This window comes from Streptomyces sp. 71268, assembly GCF_029392895.1.
Taxonomy (GTDB): Bacteria; Actinomycetota; Actinomycetes; order Streptomycetales; family Streptomycetaceae; genus Streptomyces.
This window is the reverse complement of record NZ_CP114200.1, coordinates 3,342,334-3,359,853: the sequence shown is the minus strand read 5'-3', so window position 1 is coordinate 3,359,853 and position 17,520 is coordinate 3,342,334. Positions and strand designations below refer to the sequence as shown.

The window sequence follows — 17,520 nt, the reverse complement described above, 5'->3', positions numbered from 1 at the left end:
GCGCGCGGACGGGCGCGGGCGCCCTGGTCAGTGCCGCGGCCCGGCCGCGCGGCGCGTCGCACGGCCGGGCCGAGCGGGACGAACTAGGAACTCTCGCGGCGCGCGCCCGCGTTCGCGCGCCGCAGCGCCTTCTCGTACGCCTCCGGGTGCAGCGCCCGGCCGGCCGCCAACACCCGTGGCCACAGGTCGGGCTCGCCGGTGTTGGCGCGGAACAGGAAGGCGACGCTCACCTCGTGTTCGGGGCGGTGCGCGATCTCGATGGCGTCCCCGGCGCTGATCTCGCCCGGCTCGATCACGCGCAGGTACGCGCCGGGCAGGCCGGCCTGGGTGAACCGTTTCACCCAGCGCTGCTCGCCGAGGAAGCCCGCGAAGGTGCGGCACGGCGTGCGCGGCGAGGTCACCTCGAGGAGCAGCGAGCGCCCGATCCGCCAACGCTCCCCGATCAGCGCGCCGTTGACGTCGAGTCCGCTGGTGGTGAGGTTCTCGCCGAAGACGCCGTTGGGCAGCGCGCGGCCCAACTCGCCCTCCCACATGTCGAGGTCCTCGCGCGCGTAGGCGTACACCGCCTGGTCGTCGCCGCCGTGGTGACGGGTGTCGCAGACCGCGTCCCCGGCCAGTCCGCTGGCTCCGACGCCCTTGGGGCCCGGGGCGCTGACGGCCACCGGGCCCGTGACGGGACGCTTGTCGATGCCGGTGTAGTCGGCGTCGGTGTGCGCGGAGCGCTCCGGGCGGCCGAGATTGAGTGAGAGCACGTGCATGCCCGCACGGTAGGCGACCCTGCCCCAAAGCGTCGAGCGAAATTTTACGTTTCCCCCCAAGGGTCCCTTATGCTCGAAGCATGATCGAGGCCCGTCACCTCCGAGTGCTCCGCGCGGTGGACGCCACCGGTTCCTTCTCCGCGGCGGCCCGCGACCTGGGCTGTACGCAGCCGGCGGTCAGCCAGCAGATGAAGGCCCTTGAGCAGGCCGCGGGCACCGCGCTGCTGGTGCGCACGGGCCGCGAGATCCGGCTGACCGAGGCGGGCCGCGCGCTGCTGCGGCACGCGGTCGGCATCCTGGCCGGGCTCACCGCCGCCGAGGAGGAAGTGGCCGCCATCGCCGGCCTTCGCGCGGGCCGGGTGCGGCTGGTCTCCTTCCCGAGCGGCAGCTCCGCGCTGGTGCCCACCGCCCTGGCCGAACTGCGCGCGGCCCACCCGGGCACCGAGGTCTCGCTGGTGGACGCCGAGCCGCCGCGCTCGGTCGAACTGCTGCGGGCCGGCGACTGCGAGATCGCGCTGGCCTTCCGCTATCCGGGGGTCGGCGGCGCGGCCGGCACCCCACGGGACGCCGCCGAGTGGAGCGACCTGGCGGTACGTCCGTTGCTGACCGACCGGCTGGTCGGCCTGGTCCCCGAGGGGCACCGGTTCGCCGAGGCGCGGGTGGTGGGGATCGCGGAGCTGGCCGAGGAACCGTGGATCGCGGGCTGCCCACGCTGCCGCCGGCACCTGGTCGAGGTCTGCGAGGAGGCGGGCTTCACGCCCCGCATCGACTTCGCCACCGACGACTACCCGGCCGTGGTCGGCCTGGTCGGCGCGGGACTGGGCGTCGCGGTGCTGCCCGAACTGGCGCTGGAGTCGGTGCGTACGAAGGGGGTGCGTACGGTGCGCGTCGAGCCCGCCGTGCACCGCGAGGTGGTGGCGCTCACGCTGCCCGACCTGACGCGCGTCCCGGCCGTGGCGGCCACCCTGGACCGACTGGAACTCGCCTCCCGACGTGCCGTGGGCAACCCGCCGCTGCCCGCCGCCCCCGCTGGCGCGACCACTGCCGGCGCGACCGTTGCCGACGTAGCACCCGGTACCGCACCCAGCGCCGTCGCCCCCGACGCCGCGGCGCGGCCCGCGCCCGCGTCCACATCCGGCCGGCCGGACCTCCAGCGCGTCACCCGCTGAGCCGAGGCCCCGCCTCGGTCGTGCTCCGCCGGCGCGCCAGGGGCTCGCGCCTGCGCACATTGCTCGCGCCGCGCTCCGCCGAACGGGTGGGAAGTGGGCCGTCGGCGTGGCGGTCAGCTCATGCGGTACGGCGCGGGTTGCGGCGCGGTCGACGGGCCGGGGAGGCTCGGGGGTGGCCAGCGAATGAGGAAACGTTTCTGCTTCTCGGGGTGGAGCGGGGGCGTCAGCTCGCCGACGGGGTGGCGGCCGCGATCGCCCGGTGGCGGGCGCGGCCCATCAGCTCCTCGCGCTCGTCCTCCGTCAGGCCGCCCCACACGCCGTACGGCTCCCGCACGGCGAGCGCGTGGGCCGCGCACTCGGCGCGCACCGGGCACCGCATGCACACCTCCTTGGCCGAGGTCTCACGCGCGCTGCGCGCCGCGCCGCGCTCGCCCTCGGGGTGGAAGAAGAGCGAGCTGTCGACCCCCCGGCACGCGGCCAGCAACTGCCAGTCCCACAGGTCGGCGTTGGGTCCGGGAAGGCGGGAGAAATCTGCCATTGCTATCCCCTTGCAGGCGATCTGATGCGGACGGGGTGTCGCGTGGTCGCGCATCTGCTGTGTAAGCAGATGTAAATATGACTCATTGCGAATCTAGCCATAGACGCCGCCGAAATGAAGTAAAAGCCACCAAATAGGGCAAAGGATCCGAAGAGGGTGCGGCCTTCGGTTCGCGGCTCGGAACGTGTTCCTCCCCTCACGGAGCGTGCCGAAGGTGGGCCTCTCACCCCGTAACTCTTTCGGGTGACCGTCGTTGAGAGTGCGAGGCGGTTGATGAATGAAGCGTTCGGGCAGATGTCCGACGGATCGACCGCTCAGGTGACGAAAAGTACCCAGCCTGGAGGCTCAAGGTGACGCGCATCAGCTCCGGAGGGCGGCCATGACTTCCGTCCTCGTTTGCGACGACTCCCCGCTTGCCCGAGAGGCGCTGCGCCGCGCGGTGGCGACCGTGCCCGGCGTCGAGCGCGTGACGACTGCGGCCAACGGCGAGGAAGTCCTCCGCCGCTGGGGCGCCGACCGCTCGGACCTGATTCTGATGGACGTACGGATGCCGGGACTCGGTGGCGTGGAGACCGTGCGCCGCCTGCTGTCCGCCGACCCCGGCGCCCGGATCATCATGCTGACGGTCGCCGAGGACCTGGACGGCGTGGCCCTCGCGGTCGCCGCCGGCGCCCGCGGCTACCTGCACAAGGACGCCTCGCGAGCCGAGTTGCGGGCCACCGTGACGCAGGCGCTCGCCGACCCGACCTGGCGGCTGGCCCCGCGCCGGCTGCGGTCGGCCGAGATGGGCGCGGCGCCCACGCTCACGGCGCGCGAGATCCAGGTCCTGGAGGGCATGAGCCACGGCCGCTCGAACGCCGAGATCGGCCGGGAGCTGTTCCTCTCCGAGGACACGGTGAAGACGCACGCGAGGCGGTTGTTCAAGAAGCTCGGCGCCTCGGACCGGGCCCACGCCGTCGCGCTGGGCTTCCGCTGGGGTCTGGTCCGCTAGGACCCCCGCCATGGATCGCCTGCCTCCCGCTCGCTGGGGGGACGACGCTGACGGTGCCGCTGACCGCCTGCGTCGCCCCGTGGGGCGTGGTGGCGGCGTGGCGCTCCCCGTCCGCCGTGCGGTGGGCGGGGGCGGCGGGAACGAACGCCTCCGGAACCGATTTGAGCCGGTCGTACGTCACCTTCCGTACGCGCGTGACCAGCGAAGAGGCCGCCGCCTCGAGCGAGCCGGCGGCGTGCTGGGCGGCGGATGTGGCAGCCGCTTGTGTCAGTTCGGCCCGCGCTGCCGCATCCTTGAGGCATGGAGTTCCTCGGGGACGGCTTGGGCAGGCGTGAGGGGAGGGCGCGCGAGGTGAGTGCGAACGCTCCCGCTTATAACGCTTCGACGTACAACCACGGGCGCGGTGCCACGGAAGTCGCGGCGCCAAGGCACCATGGACCGATGCGTGACGACGAGAAGGCTGGGTCGGCTGTGGCCGCGGGTCCTGGCGACATCGGAACCCTCGTCCGCCGCGCCACCGCGGGCGACGATCGGGCCACCCACGACCTTCTCGCCCTCGTGCACCCACTCGCCCTGCGGTACTGCCGCAGGAAGCTGTCCCGGCTGCCGGGCGACGCCCGGCACTTCGTGGACGACCTGGCGCAGGAAGTGTGCCTCGCGGTGCTGTGCGCGCTGCCCCGCTACCGCGACACGGGCAAGCCCTTCGAGGCGTTCGTCGTCGCGATCGCCGCGCACAAGGTGGCCGACCTCCAGCGGGCCGCGATGCGCCGCCCCGGCAGCACGGCCGTGCCCTCCGACGAGATGCCCGAGCAGCCCGACGACTCGCTCGGCCCCGAGGAGCGCGCCCTGCTCAGCAGCGACGCCGCCTGGGCCAAGAAGCTGCTCGCCAACCTCCCCGAGCACCAGCGCGAGCTGGTGCTGCTGCGGGTCGCCGTCGGCCTGACCGCGGAGGAGACCGGGCAGGTGCTCGGCATGTCGCCGGGCGCGGTCCGGGTCGCCCAGCACCGCGCGCTGAGCCGGTTGAGAGCCCTCGCCGAACAGTAGGGCCCGACGCCCAACACCGTCCGCCAGGCCCACACCGCCTGCCGCCCCGCCCCGCTCGCTTCCTGGTCCGCCCGCCGCCCGGCCGACCCGCCGCCGGTCTCGCCCGCTACCCGGGCCACCCGCTGCCCGGTCCCGTCTTCGGTGCCGTGGCGGGCCCGTGGTCCCGGCCGAGCGGGGACGTTGGTCGGGTCGAGCGGGGGACGTACGGCCGACGACGGGCGGGCTGACCGGCCCGGAAGTGGAACGTGGCGTCCGGGTGGCCGGAGGGCGGAATGTTGGGGTCGCCCCGGCCGTTAGCATGGGAGTCCGCGCCGAGGCAAGACCATCTGGAAGGGTGTCATGACTGACAACGTCGACGGAGTGCCTGAGAAGTTCGCGATGCTCGGGCTGACGTACGACGACGTGCTGCTGCTGCCGGGCGCCTCTGAGGTGCTGCCCAACGCGGTGGACACCTCGTCCAGGATCTCCCGCAACGTGCGGGTGAACATCCCCCTGCTGTCCGCGGCGATGGACAAGGTCACCGAGTCGCGGATGGCGATCGCGATGGCCCGCCAGGGCGGCGCGGGCGTGCTGCACCGCAACCTCTCCATCGAGGACCAGGCCAACCAGGTCGACCTGGTCAAGCGCTCCGAGTCCGGCATGGTCACCGACCCGATCACGGTCCGCCCGGACGCCTCGCTGCACACGGCGGACGCGCTCTGCGCGAAGTTCCGCATCAGCGGCGTGCCGGTCACCGACGAGGCGGGCAAGCTGCTCGGCATCGTCACCAACCGCGACATGGCCTTCGAGCTGGACCGCAGCCGCCAGGTGCGCGAGGTCATGACGCCGATGCCGCTGGTCACCGGCAAGGTGGGGATCTCCGGCGAGGACGCGATGCAGTTGCTGCGCCGCCACAAGATCGAGAAGCTGCCGCTGGTCGACGAGGCGGGCGTGCTCAAGGGCCTGATCACGGTCAAGGACTTCGTCAAGGCCGAGCAGTACCCGCACGCGGCCAAGGACTCCGAGGGCCGGCTGGTCGTCGGCGCGGCCGTCGGCGTGGGCGACGAGGCGTTCGACCGGGCGCAGGCGCTGGTGGAGGCCGGGGCCGACTTCCTGGTGGTGGACAGCGCGCACGGGCACAGCCGCGGCATCCTCGACATGATCGCCAAGATCAAGTCGAACGTCCGGGTGGACGTCGTGGGCGGCAACGTCGCCACCCGGGACGGCGCCCAGGCGCTGATCGACTCCGGCGTGGACGGCGTGAAGGTCGGCGTGGGCCCGGGCTCGATCTGCACCACGCGCGTGGTGGCCGGCATCGGCGTGCCGCAGGTGACGGCGATCTACGAGGCGGCCCGCGCCTGCCACGCGGCGGGCGTGCCGCTGATCGGCGACGGCGGCCTGCAGTACTCGGGCGACATCGCGAAGGCCATCGCGGCCGGCGCGGACACCGTGATGCTGGGCAGCCTGCTCGCCGGCTGCGAGGAGTCGCCGGGTGAGATGGTCTTCATCAACGGCAAGCAGTTCAAGTCCTACCGGGGCATGGGCTCGCTGGGCGCCATGCAGTCCCGTGGCCAGGCCCGCTCGTTCTCCAAGGACCGCTACTTCCAGGACAACGTCCTGTCCGAGGACAAGCTCGTCCCCGAGGGCATCGAGGGCCAGGTGCCCTACCGTGGCCCGCTCGCCTCGGTGGCCCACCAGCTCGTCGGCGGCCTGCGCGCGTCCATGGGGTACGTCGGCTCCGCCAACGTGGCCGAGCTGAAGGACAAGGGCCGCTTCGTGCGCATCACCGCGGCGGGCCTGAAGGAGAGCCACCCGCACGACATCCAGATGACGAGCGAGGCGCCGAACTACTCGCGGCGCTGACCGGCGGCTCCACCGTCTGGCGCGATCGGCCCGGCCGTCCCACGGCCGGGCCGATCGCCGTTCCGGCCCCGGGCCGGGGCGACAGCCGCTACGCTCGTCGACGCCGACCGAAGGGGGTCCGATGCTGTACGCGGTGAAGTTCACCGAGGAAGCGGCCCGGGTCCGCGACGAACTCCCCGGCGACCGCCGAGCCCTGTTGGAGCGGGGCCTTTCGGTGTTGGCGCAGGACCCGCAGCCGAAGATCTCGGTGCCCATCTCGGGCGACGAGACCACCCGCTCGCTGGCGCTGACCCCGAACATCGGCATCGAGTACCTGGTCAGCGACGGCCTGCTGCTGGTCCTGGTCGTACACGTCGTGGACTTCACCCACGTGCTCGTCGAGGAGTGAGCGCGCGGCCTCGCGTCATGCGCCCGCAGAGCATCCCGTGCGCCCCCAGTGCCCCCGGTCGGGGATACTGGGGGCGTAATCCGTAGGAAGGGCCACACAGTGACTGAGATCGAGATCGGCCGCGGCAAGCGCGGTCGCAGGGCGTACGCGTTCGACGACATCGCCATCGTGCCGAGTCGTCGCACCCGGGACCCCAAGGAGGTCTCGATCGCCTGGCAGATCGACGCCTACCGCTTTGAGCTGCCGTTCCTGGCCGCGCCGATGGACTCGGTCGTCTCGCCGCGCACCGCCATCCGCATCGGTGAGCTGGGCGGGCTGGGCGTGCTCAACCTCGAAGGGCTGTGGACCCGGTACGAGGACCCCGAGCCGCTGCTCGCCGAGATCGCCGAGCTGGACGAGCACACCGCGACGCGTCGGCTCCAGGAGATCTACCAGGCCCCGATCAAGGAAGAGCTGATCGGCCAGCGCATCAAGGAGGTGCGGGACTCCGGCGTCGTGACGGCCGCCGCGCTCTCCCCGCAGCGCACCGCGCAGTTCTCCAAGGCCGTGGTCGACGCGGGCGTGGACATCTTCGTCATCCGCGGCACCACCGTCTCGGCCGAGCACGTCTCCGGCGCCGCCGAGCCGCTCAACCTCAAGCAGTTCATCTACGAACTCGACGTGCCGGTCATCGTCGGTGGCTGCGCCACGTACACCGCCGCCCTGCACCTGATGCGCACCGGCGCGGCGGGCGTCCTGGTCGGCTTCGGTGGTGGCGCCGCGCACACCACGCGCAACGTGCTGGGCATCCAGGTCCCGATGGCCACCGCGGTGGCCGACGTCGCCGCCGCGCGCCGGGACTACATGGACGAGTCCGGCGGCCGGTACGTGCACGTCATCGCCGACGGCGGCGTCGGCTGGTCGGGTGACCTGCCCAAGGCGATCGCGTGCGGCGCGGACGCCGTGATGATGGGCTCCCCGCTGGCCCGCGCCACCGACGCGCCGGGCCGCGGCTACCACTGGGGCATGGAGGCCGTCCACGAGGACGTGCCGCGCGGCAAGCGGATGAACCTCGGCGCGGTCGGCAGCACCGAGGAGATCCTGCTCGGCCCCTCGCACATCCCCGACGGCTCGATGAACTTCTTCGGCGCGCTCCGCCGCTCGATGGCCACCACCGGCTACTCGGAGCTGAAGGAGTTCCAGCGGGTCGAGGTGACGGTCGCCCCGTCGCAGCACGACAAGCGGTGACGATGCACCGCTCCTGACCCGTTCGGCCGCCCCCGTCGCCGAGCCGGCCCGCGCCCCGCGCGGCCCGGCTCGCCCGACCTCGGCGACCACGTGCGGTCCAACACAGCGCCGCGCCCCGCCGATTGACTCGGCGGGGCGCGGCGCTGGTGCGTGGGGTGGGCGTCAGCCCGTCGCTCAGCGGTTGCTCAGCTTGTGCGCGGCACCGTAGGCGGCGATCGGCGACAGCGCCATGAAGATGTACGTCACGGCGTCGGCGTCTTCCTTCCAGCCGTCGTACAGGTCGCCGAAGTGGTCGAAGAACAGGTCGTTGGCCGACGGCGCCTGGCTGCTGTCGCCACCCATGCGCTCCGCGACGTTGGAGAGGAAGTCGCTGGCGACCAGCGCGTAGCCGTACATCTCGCCGAGGAAGACAGCGATGAGGGCGAAGACGGCGCCGACGATCCACAGGCCCTGGTTGCGCCCGCCCAGCTTGGCGACGACGAAGCCGACGAGCGCGCCCAGCGCCACACCCGCGTAGGCGAACTGCGTGATCTCCGGCTGCTGGCCGTCCGTGTCCGCCAGCGCGCTCAGCAGGAAGGCGTAGAGCACGCCGCCGACGAGGGCGGCCGCGACGCCGGCCAGGAGGGCGAGGCCCGCGTTGCCCTGGGGCGCGGGGGGCGGGGGCCGGTGGCGGGAAACCACCGCCGTACTGCGGCTGCTGCTGACCACCGGGGTGGGGCTGCTGCGGGTAGCCGTAGCCACCCTGTTGCTGCGGGTACCCGCCTGGCTGCTGGGGCTGCTGGGGCTGTTGTGGCTGCTGCCAAGGCTGGCTCATGAGATCCCCCGGGGATGAAGGTGTGTGCGACCGCGCTCCGGGGACAGGAAAAGGTGGAGTGCGGTTGGTTATTTTCGAGCCACAAACTAACAGCTTGGTCGGACGGTCAGACAAGCTGAGAAGTCGTCCGTGACACGCCTGGGACGTGGCCGAGACAACCTGGCCCGCTATATGCCCATTCGGCGCTGTCGGCCGTGAAGAGTTGGTGCAGGGCCTCCACAGCATGCGACCGCTTGTGGGGTGGGGGCGGCGGGGGCCGCGCGCGCCGGGAGGGCGTCAGGGGAGCCCCGTCTGGCGGGCGTTAAGCCGAGATAAGAATCCGGCATAGGGAATAATCTCATCTTATGGCGCAAAGTAAGTCGTTCAGCGGACGTGACATGGGCATCGACCTCGGCACCGCGAACACCCTGGTGTACGTGCGGGGCAAGGGGATCGTGCTCAACGAACCATCGGTCGTCGCCGTCAACGCGGTGGACGGCACGGTCCTGTCGGTGGGGTCGGAGGCCAAGCGCACCATCGGCCGCACGCCCTCCAACATCGTGGCCGTGCGCCCCCTGCGGGACGGGGTCATCGCCGATTTCGAGATAGCCGAGCGGATGCTCCGGCACTTCATCAAGAAGGTCAGTGGCGGGCGCTGGTTCTCCCGGCCCCGGGTGGTGATCTGCGTGCCGTCCGGGATCACCGGCGTGGAGCGGCGCGCGGTCATCGAGGCCGCCTCGCAGGCCGGGGTGCGGCAGGTGCACCTGGTGGAGGAGCCGATGGCCGCGGCGATCGGCGCCGGGCTGCCGGTCGGCGAGCCCACCGGCAGCATGATCGTGGACATCGGCGGCGGCACCACCGAGGTCGCCGTGATCTCCATGGGCGGCATCGTCACCGCGCGCTCGGTCCGCACGGCGGGCGACACGATGGACGCGGCGATCATGTCGTACGTCAAGAAGGCGCACTCGCTGGCGATGGGCGAGCGCACGGCGGAGCACGTGAAGATGGCCATCGGCTCGGCCGCGCCCACCGGTTACTGGTCGGCGCGGGCCCTGGAAGCGCTCAGCCAGCGGTCCGGGTCCGACGTGGAGTTGCCCGCGGAGCAGGCCGCCGCGGTCGAGGAGGCGGCCGAGAACGCGGCGGAGAGCGACGCGGAGCGCACCCAGGCGCTGGCGCCGCCGGACCGGTGCACGGTGCGCGGCCGGGACCACGCCAGCGGGCTGCCGAAGACGCTGGAGCTGACGGCGGACGAGGTGCGGCACGCGCTGTCGGAGCCGGTCGAGGCGATCGTGAGCGCGGTGCGCCAGACGCTGGACGAGACGCCGCCGGAGCTGGCCGGCGACATCATGGACCGCGGCATCGTGCTGACCGGTGGCGGGGCGCTGCTGCGCGGCCTCGACACCCGGCTCAGCCAGGAGCTGGACATCCCGGTACTGGTCGCCGACGAGCCGCTGGACTGCGTGGCGGCGGGCACCGGGCGGTGCGTGGAGGACTTCGACGCGCTCCGCAAGGTGCTGGACGCGCAGCCGCAGCGCCTGGTGCAGATGGCCCGCGTCTGAGCCCTCCGGCCCGCCGGAGGGCGGTGGCGGCAGCGCACGGGGAGGGCCGCGCCCGGCCGTGGCGGGACCGGCGACTAGTGGCGGTCGTAGCCGGGGTCGGAGCCGGGGTCGTGGTCGGGCTCGGCCAGGGGGAGTTCGGCGGTGAGGTGGAAGCCGCCGTCGGGCGTGGGCTCGGCGCGTAGCGTGCCGCCGACGCGCGCCACCGTCTCGGCCAGCGCGTTGATGCCTTGGCCGGTGCCCGGCAGCGACTGCCGTGGCTCGGGTGGTGGGTCGTTGACGACGCTGGCCCGCAGCGCGTCGCCGGTGTGGGTGACGCGCAGGCGGGTGGCGGCGCCGCGGGCGTGCCGGGCCGCGTTGTTCAGGCCCTCGCGCAACACCCGGGAGCACAGCCGCTGTGTCCGCTCGGGGGCGTCGTGGGCCGCCGCCCGCACGTCGGCCTCCAGCGGCATGCCGTGCGCGCGGTAGGTGCGCAGCAGCGGTTCCAGCTCGTCCAGCAGGGGTTCGCTCGGGCGGGCCACGGAGGCCGGGCGGCGCAGCATCTCCAGCGCGACCCGGAGTTCCTCCATGGCCTCGCCGGCGGCGTCCGAGATGGCCCAGCACTTGTTCCGGGTGCGCTCGTCCGTGCCGGGTTGCACCTCGATGGAGGCGGCCTGGATCGACATCAGGCTGATCCGGTGGCCCACGCCGTCGTGTACGAGGGCGCTGATGCGGTTGCGCTCGTCGAGTTCGCGGGCCCGCAGCTCGCTCTCCCACTGGGCCCGCCGGGAGCGTTCGGCGGTCTGTTGGGCGCCCACGGCGAGGCCGAGCAGGGCGGGGAAGAGGAGTTCGCCGAGTTCGTTCAGGACCGGCCGCTCCTCGAAGAGGGCCGCGCCGTCGAAGACGCGGCTGGTGGTCCACGCGGCGATCGGCACGGCGACGGTGGCGAGGGCGAGCCAGGGGCGGCGTAGCCGGACGGCGGTGTAGGTCGCCACGTACAGCGGCAGGTGCTGCCCGCTGGCGAGGAAGGCCGCGCTCGCGGCGCACGTGAAGGCGGTCGGGTGCCGGCGGCGGACGGCGATGGTGGCGGTGCCCGCCAGCGCGGTCAGCAGGGTGAGCCAGAGCTCGCGGACCAGGCCGAGTTCCGGTCGCAGCAGCGTCGCGGGGACGACGATGACGGCGACGGTGACGGCGAGCAGCGGGTCGCGGTGGGGCGAGCGGACCAGGGCGAGGAACCGGTCCTCCGCGTACGCCGCCGCCCGGCGCGTGCTCAGTTGCGGCATCGGTCCGCCCGGAGGGGTTGTGGAAGGGCGCGGGGATCGGCTGTTCGGGTGGGTCGGGGCACGCCGGACGTGTCGGTTGGTGTACGGCTGGCGTACGGGTGTTGAACGGGACCCGTCCACGATAGACAGAATGTGCGGCGGTGTGACCGTTATGTCGCCAGGCTCACGGCAGGCAGGCAGGCAGGCGGACGGGTGCTGGGGCGAGGGGGGCGCGTACGGGGAGCCGCGCGGGCTACAGGCGGTGGGCCGTGCCGGCCGGGCTGGCGCCGCGGGTGTCCAGCAGGAGTTGGGCCTTGGCGGCCAGGCCCTGGAGGTCGTACGTGCGGTGCTGTTGGAGCAGCACGGTCAGGTCGGCCTCCGCCGCGGCCTCGTACGGGGACTCGGCGCGCGGCACCGTGCGGCCGAGCACGCGCCAGCGTGGGACGTACGGGTCGTGGAAGCTGAGCTGGGCGCCCAGTTCCTGGAGGCGGGAGGCGATCTCGCGGGCGGGGGTGCTCGTCTGGTCGGCGACGTCGGGCTTGTAGCTGACGCCGAGCAGCAGCACCCGCGCGCCGCGTGCCGACTTGCCGTGCTCGTTGAGCAGGGTCGTGCAGCGCTGGGTGACGTAGCGCGGCATCCGGCCGTTGACCTCCTGGGCCAGCTCGACCATCCGCAACGGGTAGCCGATGGTGCGGCCCGGGTAGCCGAGATGGCCGGGGTCGACGGCGACGCCGGGGCCGCCGACGCCGGGCCCGGGGCGGAACGCCTGGAACCCGAACGGCTTGGTCTCCGCGCAGCGCACCACGTCCCACAGGTCGACGCCGATGTCGTGGCAGAAGATGGCCATCTCGTTGACCAGCGCGATGTTGACGTGCCGGTAGTTGCTCTCCAGGACCTTGACCGCCTCCGCCTCGCGCGGGCCTCGGGCGCGGACCACCTTGTCCGCGAACCGCCCGTAACAGGCGGCGGCCGCCTCGGTACAGGCCGGGGTGAGGCCGCCGATGACCTTGGGCGTGTTGGCGTAGCCGAAGGCGCGGTTGCCGGGGTCCACCCGGCTGGGCGAGTAGGCGAGGTGGAAGTCCCGGCCGGCGCGCAGCCCGGAGCCGGCTTCGAGGATCGGGCGCAGGAAGTCCTCGGTGGTGCCGGGGTAGACGGTGGATTCGAGCAGCACCGTGGTGTGCGGGCGCAGGTGGTCGGCGAGGGTGCGGGCGGCGTCGCCGACGGCGGTCAGGTCGAGCGACCGGTCGGCGCCGAGCAGGGTGGGCGCGCAGATGACGGCGGTGCGCACGCGGCCGAGCACGGCCGGGTCGGTGGTGGCCCGGAAGCCCCCGGCCAGCATGCGGCGCAGGCCGGCAGCGGACGGTGGGCCGGCCCCGGGCTCCGGCTGTGCCGCGCCGCCCCCGGCGCCACCGGGCGGGCGGCCCGCGGTGAGTTCGGCGACGGTGTGCGGGTCGGGGTCGTAGCCGATGGTCTGGAGGTGGGCGGCGGTCGCGGCCTGGGCGAGCGGGAGGCCGAGGTGGCCGAGGCCGATGACGGCGAGATCGGCGCGCATGGAGGTGCCGTCCTTCCAGGGCGATTCCGGATGGCGCGAATTCACACTAAGCGGAAATATGACCCACGGTGCGGATTGAGGGCCGGGCCTGACGCGGCGTAGCCCGCTTGGGGGTCTGGCCCGCCGTGGTGCGGCCCGCGACGGGGGCGGGCGGGGGCGCGGTCGGCGTACGCGGTGCGTGACCTCGAGCCGGGCGCGGGTGGCGCGCGGCGGTCACGCGCGGGCGCGCGGGCGCGTAGGGCGGGAGTGCACGGTCGCGGGCGGCGGGGTAGGCGGGGGGTGCGGTCGGCGCGGGCGACGGTGTGTCCCGCGCTGCCGGGTGTGGGGCGTACGGCGCTGGTCACCCGGGTGGCGTAGCGGGCCGGGGCGGCGGCGCAAGCTGGCTGGTCGTGCCCCAAGCGGTCAAAATCGTGCAGAAGTGAGCGTGACCCCGATCACAGTGGAGGCAGTGGTGAGGACAGCGACCCTGGGACCGGCGGAGCGCGCCACGGCGCTCGCCCAGATGGCGGGGCAGGAGCTGGACGTGCTGGTCATCGGCGCCGGCGTGGTCGGCGCCGGCACCGCGCTCGACGCCGCGACCCGCGGCCTGGCCACCGGCCTGGTCGAGGCGCGGGACTGGGCGGCGGGCACCTCCAGCCGGTCCAGCAAGCTGATCCACGGCGGGCTGCGGTACCTGGAGATGCTCGACTTCGCCCTCGTACGCGAGGCGCTGAAGGAACGCGGGCTGCTGCTCGAGCGGCTCGCGCCGCACCTGGTCAAGCCGGTGCCGTTCCTGTACCCGCTGCGACACAAGGGCTGGGAGCGGCTGTACGCGGGCTCGGGCGTCGCGCTCTACGACGCCATGTCGGTCTCCTCGGGACACGGCCGCGGACTGCCCGTGCACCGCCACCTGACGCGCGGCCGCGCGCTGCGCGTGGCGCCCGCTCTGCGCAAGGACGCGCTGGTGGGCGCGTTGCAGTACTACGACGCCCAGATGGACGACGCGCGCTTCGTGACGACCCTGGTGCGCACCGCCGCCTCGTACGGCGCGACCGTCGCCAACCGCGCCCGCGTCGTCGGCTTCCTGCGCGAGGGCGAGCGCGTCGTCGGCGCGCGGGTGGCCGACCTGGAGCAGGGCGGCGAGTTCGAGGTGCGCGCCCGACAGGTCGTCAACGCCACCGGGGTGTGGACCGACGACACCCAGGCCATGATCGGCGAGCGCGGCCAGTTCCACGTCCGCGCCTCCAAGGGCATCCACCTGGTCGTGCCCAAGGACCGCATCCACTCCACGACCGGGTTGATCCTGCGTACCGAGAAGAGCGTGCTGTTCGTCATCCCCTGGGGCCGGCACTGGATCATCGGCACCACGGACACCGACTGGGACCTGGACAAGGCGCACCCGGCCGCCTCCAGCGCCGACATCGACTACCTGCTCGAACACGTCAACTCGGTGCTCGCGACGCCGCTCACCCGGGACGACGTGGAGGGCGTGTACGCCGGGCTGCGCCCGCTGCTGGCCGGCGAGTCGGACGCGACCAGCAAGCTCTCGCGCGAGCACACCGTCGCTCACCCGGTGCCGGGCCTGGTCGTGGTCGCGGGCGGCAAGTACACGACGTACCGGGTGATGGCCAAGGACGCGGTGGACGAGGCCGTGCACGGGCTCGACCAGCGCGTCGCCGGCTGCGTCACCGAGGACGTGCCGCTGGTGGGCGCCGAGGGCTACCGCGCCCGCTGGAACGCGCGGGCCCGGCTCGGCCGCCGCGCCGGGCTGCACGCGGCCCGGGTCGAGCACCTGCTGAACCGGTACGGCTCGCTCGCCGACGAGCTCCTGGAGATGATCGCCGCCGACCCGCGGCTCGGCGAGCCGCTGCCGCACGCCGAGGACTACCTGCGCGCCGAGATCGTCTACGCCGCCTCCCACGAGGGCGCCCGCCACCTGGACGACGTGCTGACCCGGCGCACCCGCATCTCCATCGAGACCTTCGACCGCGGCACGCACAGCGCCCGCGAGGTCGCCGAGCTGATGGCACCGGTGCTCGGCTGGGACGCGGGACAGGTCGAGCGGGAGGTCGAGCGGTACGAGAAGCGGGTGGAGGCCGAGCGCGAGTCGCAGCGCCAGCCGGACGACCTGACGGCGGACGCTGCCCGGCTGGGCGCTCCGGAGATCCAGCCGCTGTGACCGCCGGCGCCCGGCGCCCGCGCGGCGCCGGCCGCGCCGCGCCGTCCCGCCGCCTCCCGTCCGGGCGATGGATGAGGCCACGCCCGGCCGAACGTTGGCCGAATATCTACGGAATGACGACGGAACAGCGGGCGCGGCGCGCCGCTGGGGCCGCGTCGAACGTGCCTGCTCAACCAGGAGTGGCGGGAAATGATTGGCCCCCCGACCGCCTCGCGCGACACCCCGTCGGCCCGTGTCGTGACCGGGGCGCGTCCACACGCGCGCTGGGCCGGTACTTCCGCCGGTTCGTGGATGAGAGACAATGGACGCTCTGCCAGGGTGGGTTGATTGCAGAGGGGACGCATGTCGGAGGCGGAGCAGACGCAGGGCACGACTGGGCGCCTCCTCGCTGGGCGGTACCGGCTCGCCGAAGTCCTGGGCCGGGGCGGCATGGGGACGGTCTGGCGAGCCCGTGACGAGACGCTGGGCCGCACCGTCGCGGTGAAGGAACTGCGCTTTCCGTCAAGCGTGGACGAGGACGAGAAGCGCCGCCTGATCACCCGTACGCTGCGCGAGGCCAAGGCCATCGCCCGGATTCGGAGCAACGGCGCGGTCACGGTGTACGACGTCGTCGACGAGGACGACCGGCCGTGGATCGTCATGGAGCTGATCGAGGGCCGCTCCCTGGCCGACGTGGTACGCGACGACGGCGCGCTCAGCCCGCGCCGCGCCGCCGAGGTCGGCCTCGCCGTCCTCGACGTGCTGCGCGCGGCGCACCGCGAGGGCATCCTGCACCGCGACGTGAAGCCGTCCAACGTGCTGATCGCCGACGACGGGCGGGTCGTGCTCACCGACTTCGGCATCGCGCAGGTCGAGGGCGACCCGTCGGTGACCTCGACCGGCATGCTGGTCGGCGCGCCCTCCTACATCGCCCCCGAGCGTGCCCGCGGCCACCGGCCGGGACCGCCGTCGGACCTGTGGTCGCTCGGCGGCCTGCTGTACGCGGCGGTCGAGGGCGTCCCGCCGTACGACAAGGCCACGGCGATCGCGACGCTGACGGCCGTGATGACCGAGCCGCTGGACCCGCCGAAGAACGCGGGCATGCTCGAAGAGGTCATCTACGGCCTGCTGGCCAAGGACCCGACGCACCGGCTGGACGACGCGGGCGCGCGGGCCCTGCTGACGGCGGCGGTCAACGCGCCCGACGACGTCATCGACCGGCCGGTCTCGGCCGTCGAGCCGACCCGCACCATGCCGCTGCCCGCCGCGCCGACCGGCCCGCTGACCCCGCCGCGCCCCACCGGAGCCCATCCGGCCCCGGCCGCGGGCTCGCTGCCCGGCGCCGCCGGCCGGCCCACGGGCCGCGCGGCGAGCGCCACCGGCCTGGCGAGCGGCGGCCAGCCCGGGCCGCGCCGGGATGCGGCGACCCCGCCCCGGCCGCACACCGTCCCGGGGGCGCCGGCCGCGCCGGGGCCCGTCGGCGGCTCGCGCGCCTCGATCACGGACGTGGTGCCCAAGCGGACGCTGGTCATCGTCGTGATCGTCGTCCTGCTCGCCGTGCTGGGCACGGTGCTCGCCTTCGCCCTGGACGGCGGCGGCGACGACAACAAGTCCGGTGCCCAGCCCAGCGCTTCGAGCGGCCAGGGCGGGGCCACCGACGCCGAGCCGACCGGCGACGACGGCGCGAACGCGCCGTCCACCGACGCCGAGCGGTCCACCGGGCAGGGCGGGGAGAAGGACGGACAGGGCAAGGGGGACGGGAAGTCCGAGAAGCCGAGCGACGCGCTGCCGGCCGGCTACCAGCGGGTGAGCGACGGCGCGTTCCACTTCGCCATGGCGCTGCCCGAGGGGTGGCGTGCGCGGCCCATCCCGGGCTACAGCGGTGGCACGGTCTACAGCGCCTCCGGTGGATTCCCGCGCGTGCAGGTCGACTTCAACGCCAAGCCGCTGCCCGACGCCGCCAAGGCGTGGCGCGGCGCCGAGCCCGGTGCCTCCCGCACGATGAAGGGCTACCGGGGCCTGGGCATCCGCCCCGTGGAGTGGAAGGGCTACCCGACCGTCGCCGACTGGAGCTTCGAGCGCCAGCAGCGCGGCCAGTCGGTGCGGGTGCTCAACCGTGGCTTCAAGGTGGACGCCGACCACGGCTACGCCGTCATGATCACCTGCGCCAAGGACGCCTGGGCGGAGGAGGAGTGCGCGACGCTGCGGCAGACCGCGCTGCGCACCTTCACCCCGCGCGGCTGACGGGTCGTAGGCTCGGGCGTGGGAGCGCGCCCGGCGCCCT

Annotated in this window: 13 protein-coding genes and 1 pseudogene; 9 read left to right on the top strand and 5 right to left on the bottom strand. The window is 73.5% G+C overall.

The window, feature by feature from the left end; genetic code table 11:
• Positions 1-83: 83 nt before the first annotated feature.
• Positions 84-758 carry an MOSC domain-containing protein gene (locus tag OYE22_RS12535; RefSeq protein WP_277320498.1) on the bottom strand — a complete coding sequence of 225 codons (675 nt, stop codon included), beginning with the start codon at positions 756-758 and terminating at the stop codon, positions 84-86.
• An 80-nt stretch (positions 759-838) separates the two neighbouring features.
• Between OYE22_RS12535 and OYE22_RS12530 the strand changes: the two are divergent.
• Positions 839-1,753: pseudogene (locus OYE22_RS12530) on the top strand (LysR family transcriptional regulator); the annotation flags it as partial.
• Positions 1,754-2,150: 397 nt separating this feature from the next.
• Here OYE22_RS12530 and OYE22_RS12525 read toward each other — a convergent pair.
• The gene (locus OYE22_RS12525; RefSeq protein WP_176163571.1) at positions 2,151-2,465 is read right to left on the bottom strand and encodes a WhiB family transcriptional regulator; all 315 of its coding nucleotides are present in this window, start codon (positions 2,463-2,465) and stop codon (positions 2,151-2,153) included.
• Positions 2,466-2,844: 379 nt separating this feature from the next.
• On the opposite strand from OYE22_RS12525, the gene OYE22_RS12520 reads away from it, so the two are divergent.
• From OYE22_RS12520 to OYE22_RS12500, 5 genes are all read left to right on the top strand, one after another.
• A complete protein-coding gene (locus OYE22_RS12520) occupies positions 2,845-3,456 on the top strand; it encodes a response regulator transcription factor (RefSeq protein WP_003948568.1) in 612 nt (203 codons plus the stop codon).
• A gap of 441 nt (positions 3,457-3,897) precedes the next feature.
• Positions 3,898-4,500 (top strand): sigma-70 family RNA polymerase sigma factor, encoded by a 603-nt coding sequence (locus tag OYE22_RS12515; protein ID WP_277320497.1) that lies wholly within the window; start codon positions 3,898-3,900, stop codon positions 4,498-4,500.
• Between the two features lie 339 nt (positions 4,501-4,839).
• Complete coding sequence (guaB, locus tag OYE22_RS12510; RefSeq protein WP_277320496.1) at positions 4,840-6,342, top strand: IMP dehydrogenase; 1,503 nt, start codon at positions 4,840-4,842, stop codon at positions 6,340-6,342.
• Positions 6,343-6,463: 121 nt separating this feature from the next.
• A complete protein-coding gene (locus tag OYE22_RS12505) occupies positions 6,464-6,730 on the top strand; it encodes a hypothetical protein (RefSeq protein ID WP_277320495.1) in 267 nt (88 codons plus the stop codon).
• A gap of 99 nt (positions 6,731-6,829) precedes the next feature.
• Positions 6,830-7,957 carry a GuaB3 family IMP dehydrogenase-related protein gene (locus OYE22_RS12500; protein ID WP_176163575.1) on the top strand — a complete coding sequence of 376 codons (1,128 nt, stop codon included), beginning with the start codon at positions 6,830-6,832 and terminating at the stop codon, positions 7,955-7,957.
• Positions 7,958-8,131: 174 nt separating this feature from the next.
• Here OYE22_RS12500 and OYE22_RS12495 read toward each other — a convergent pair whose 3' ends face one another.
• A complete protein-coding gene (locus OYE22_RS12495; RefSeq protein ID WP_277320494.1) occupies positions 8,132-8,665 on the bottom strand; it encodes a hypothetical protein in 534 nt (177 codons plus the stop codon).
• 450 nt (positions 8,666-9,115) lie between these two features.
• On the opposite strand from OYE22_RS12495, the gene OYE22_RS12490 reads away from it, so the two are divergent.
• Positions 9,116-10,309 (top strand): rod shape-determining protein, encoded by a 1,194-nt coding sequence (locus OYE22_RS12490; RefSeq protein WP_277320493.1) that lies wholly within the window; start codon positions 9,116-9,118, stop codon positions 10,307-10,309.
• Positions 10,310-10,383: 74 nt separating this feature from the next.
• Here OYE22_RS12490 and OYE22_RS12485 read toward each other — a convergent pair whose 3' ends face one another.
• A complete protein-coding gene (locus OYE22_RS12485; protein ID WP_277320492.1) occupies positions 10,384-11,568 on the bottom strand; it encodes a histidine kinase in 1,185 nt (394 codons plus the stop codon).
• A 232-nt stretch (positions 11,569-11,800) separates the two neighbouring features.
• Entirely contained in the window at positions 11,801-13,099 is a 1,299-nt protein-coding gene (locus tag OYE22_RS12480; protein ID WP_277320491.1) for a nucleotide sugar dehydrogenase, read from the bottom strand.
• Between the two features lie 451 nt (positions 13,100-13,550).
• Between OYE22_RS12480 and OYE22_RS12475 the strand changes: the two genes are divergently transcribed.
• Together OYE22_RS12475 and OYE22_RS12470 are read left to right on the top strand one after the other, a co-directional pair.
• The gene (locus OYE22_RS12475) at positions 13,551-15,257 is read left to right on the top strand and encodes a glycerol-3-phosphate dehydrogenase/oxidase (protein ID WP_277320490.1); all 1,707 of its coding nucleotides are present in this window, start codon (positions 13,551-13,553) and stop codon (positions 15,255-15,257) included.
• A gap of 342 nt (positions 15,258-15,599) precedes the next feature.
• Entirely contained in the window at positions 15,600-17,480 is a 1,881-nt protein-coding gene (locus OYE22_RS12470; RefSeq protein WP_277320489.1) for a serine/threonine-protein kinase, read from the top strand.
• The last annotated feature ends 40 nt before the right edge of the window (positions 17,481-17,520 follow it).

Coding starts and splice junctions, on each gene's coding strand:
- OYE22_RS12520 (WP_003948568.1), top strand. CDS start 2,845: ATGACTTCCGTCCTCGTTTGCGACGACTCCCCGCTTGCCCGAGAGGCG.
- OYE22_RS12535 (WP_277320498.1), bottom strand. CDS start 758: ATGCACGTGCTCTCACTCAATCTCGGCCGCCCGGAGCGCTCCGCGCAC.
- OYE22_RS12490 (WP_277320493.1), top strand. CDS start 9,116: ATGGCGCAAAGTAAGTCGTTCAGCGGACGTGACATGGGCATCGACCTC.
- OYE22_RS12505 (WP_277320495.1), top strand. CDS start 6,464: ATGCTGTACGCGGTGAAGTTCACCGAGGAAGCGGCCCGGGTCCGCGAC.
- OYE22_RS12525 (WP_176163571.1), bottom strand. CDS start 2,465: ATGGCAGATTTCTCCCGCCTTCCCGGACCCAACGCCGACCTGTGGGAC.
- guaB (WP_277320496.1), top strand. CDS start 4,840: ATGACTGACAACGTCGACGGAGTGCCTGAGAAGTTCGCGATGCTCGGG.
- OYE22_RS12480 (WP_277320491.1), bottom strand. CDS start 13,099: ATGCGCGCCGATCTCGCCGTCATCGGCCTCGGCCACCTCGGCCTCCCG.
- OYE22_RS12485 (WP_277320492.1), bottom strand. CDS start 11,568: ATGCCGCAACTGAGCACGCGCCGGGCGGCGGCGTACGCGGAGGACCGG.
- OYE22_RS12515 (WP_277320497.1), top strand. CDS start 3,898: ATGCGTGACGACGAGAAGGCTGGGTCGGCTGTGGCCGCGGGTCCTGGC.
- OYE22_RS12470 (WP_277320489.1), top strand. CDS start 15,600: ATGTCGGAGGCGGAGCAGACGCAGGGCACGACTGGGCGCCTCCTCGCT.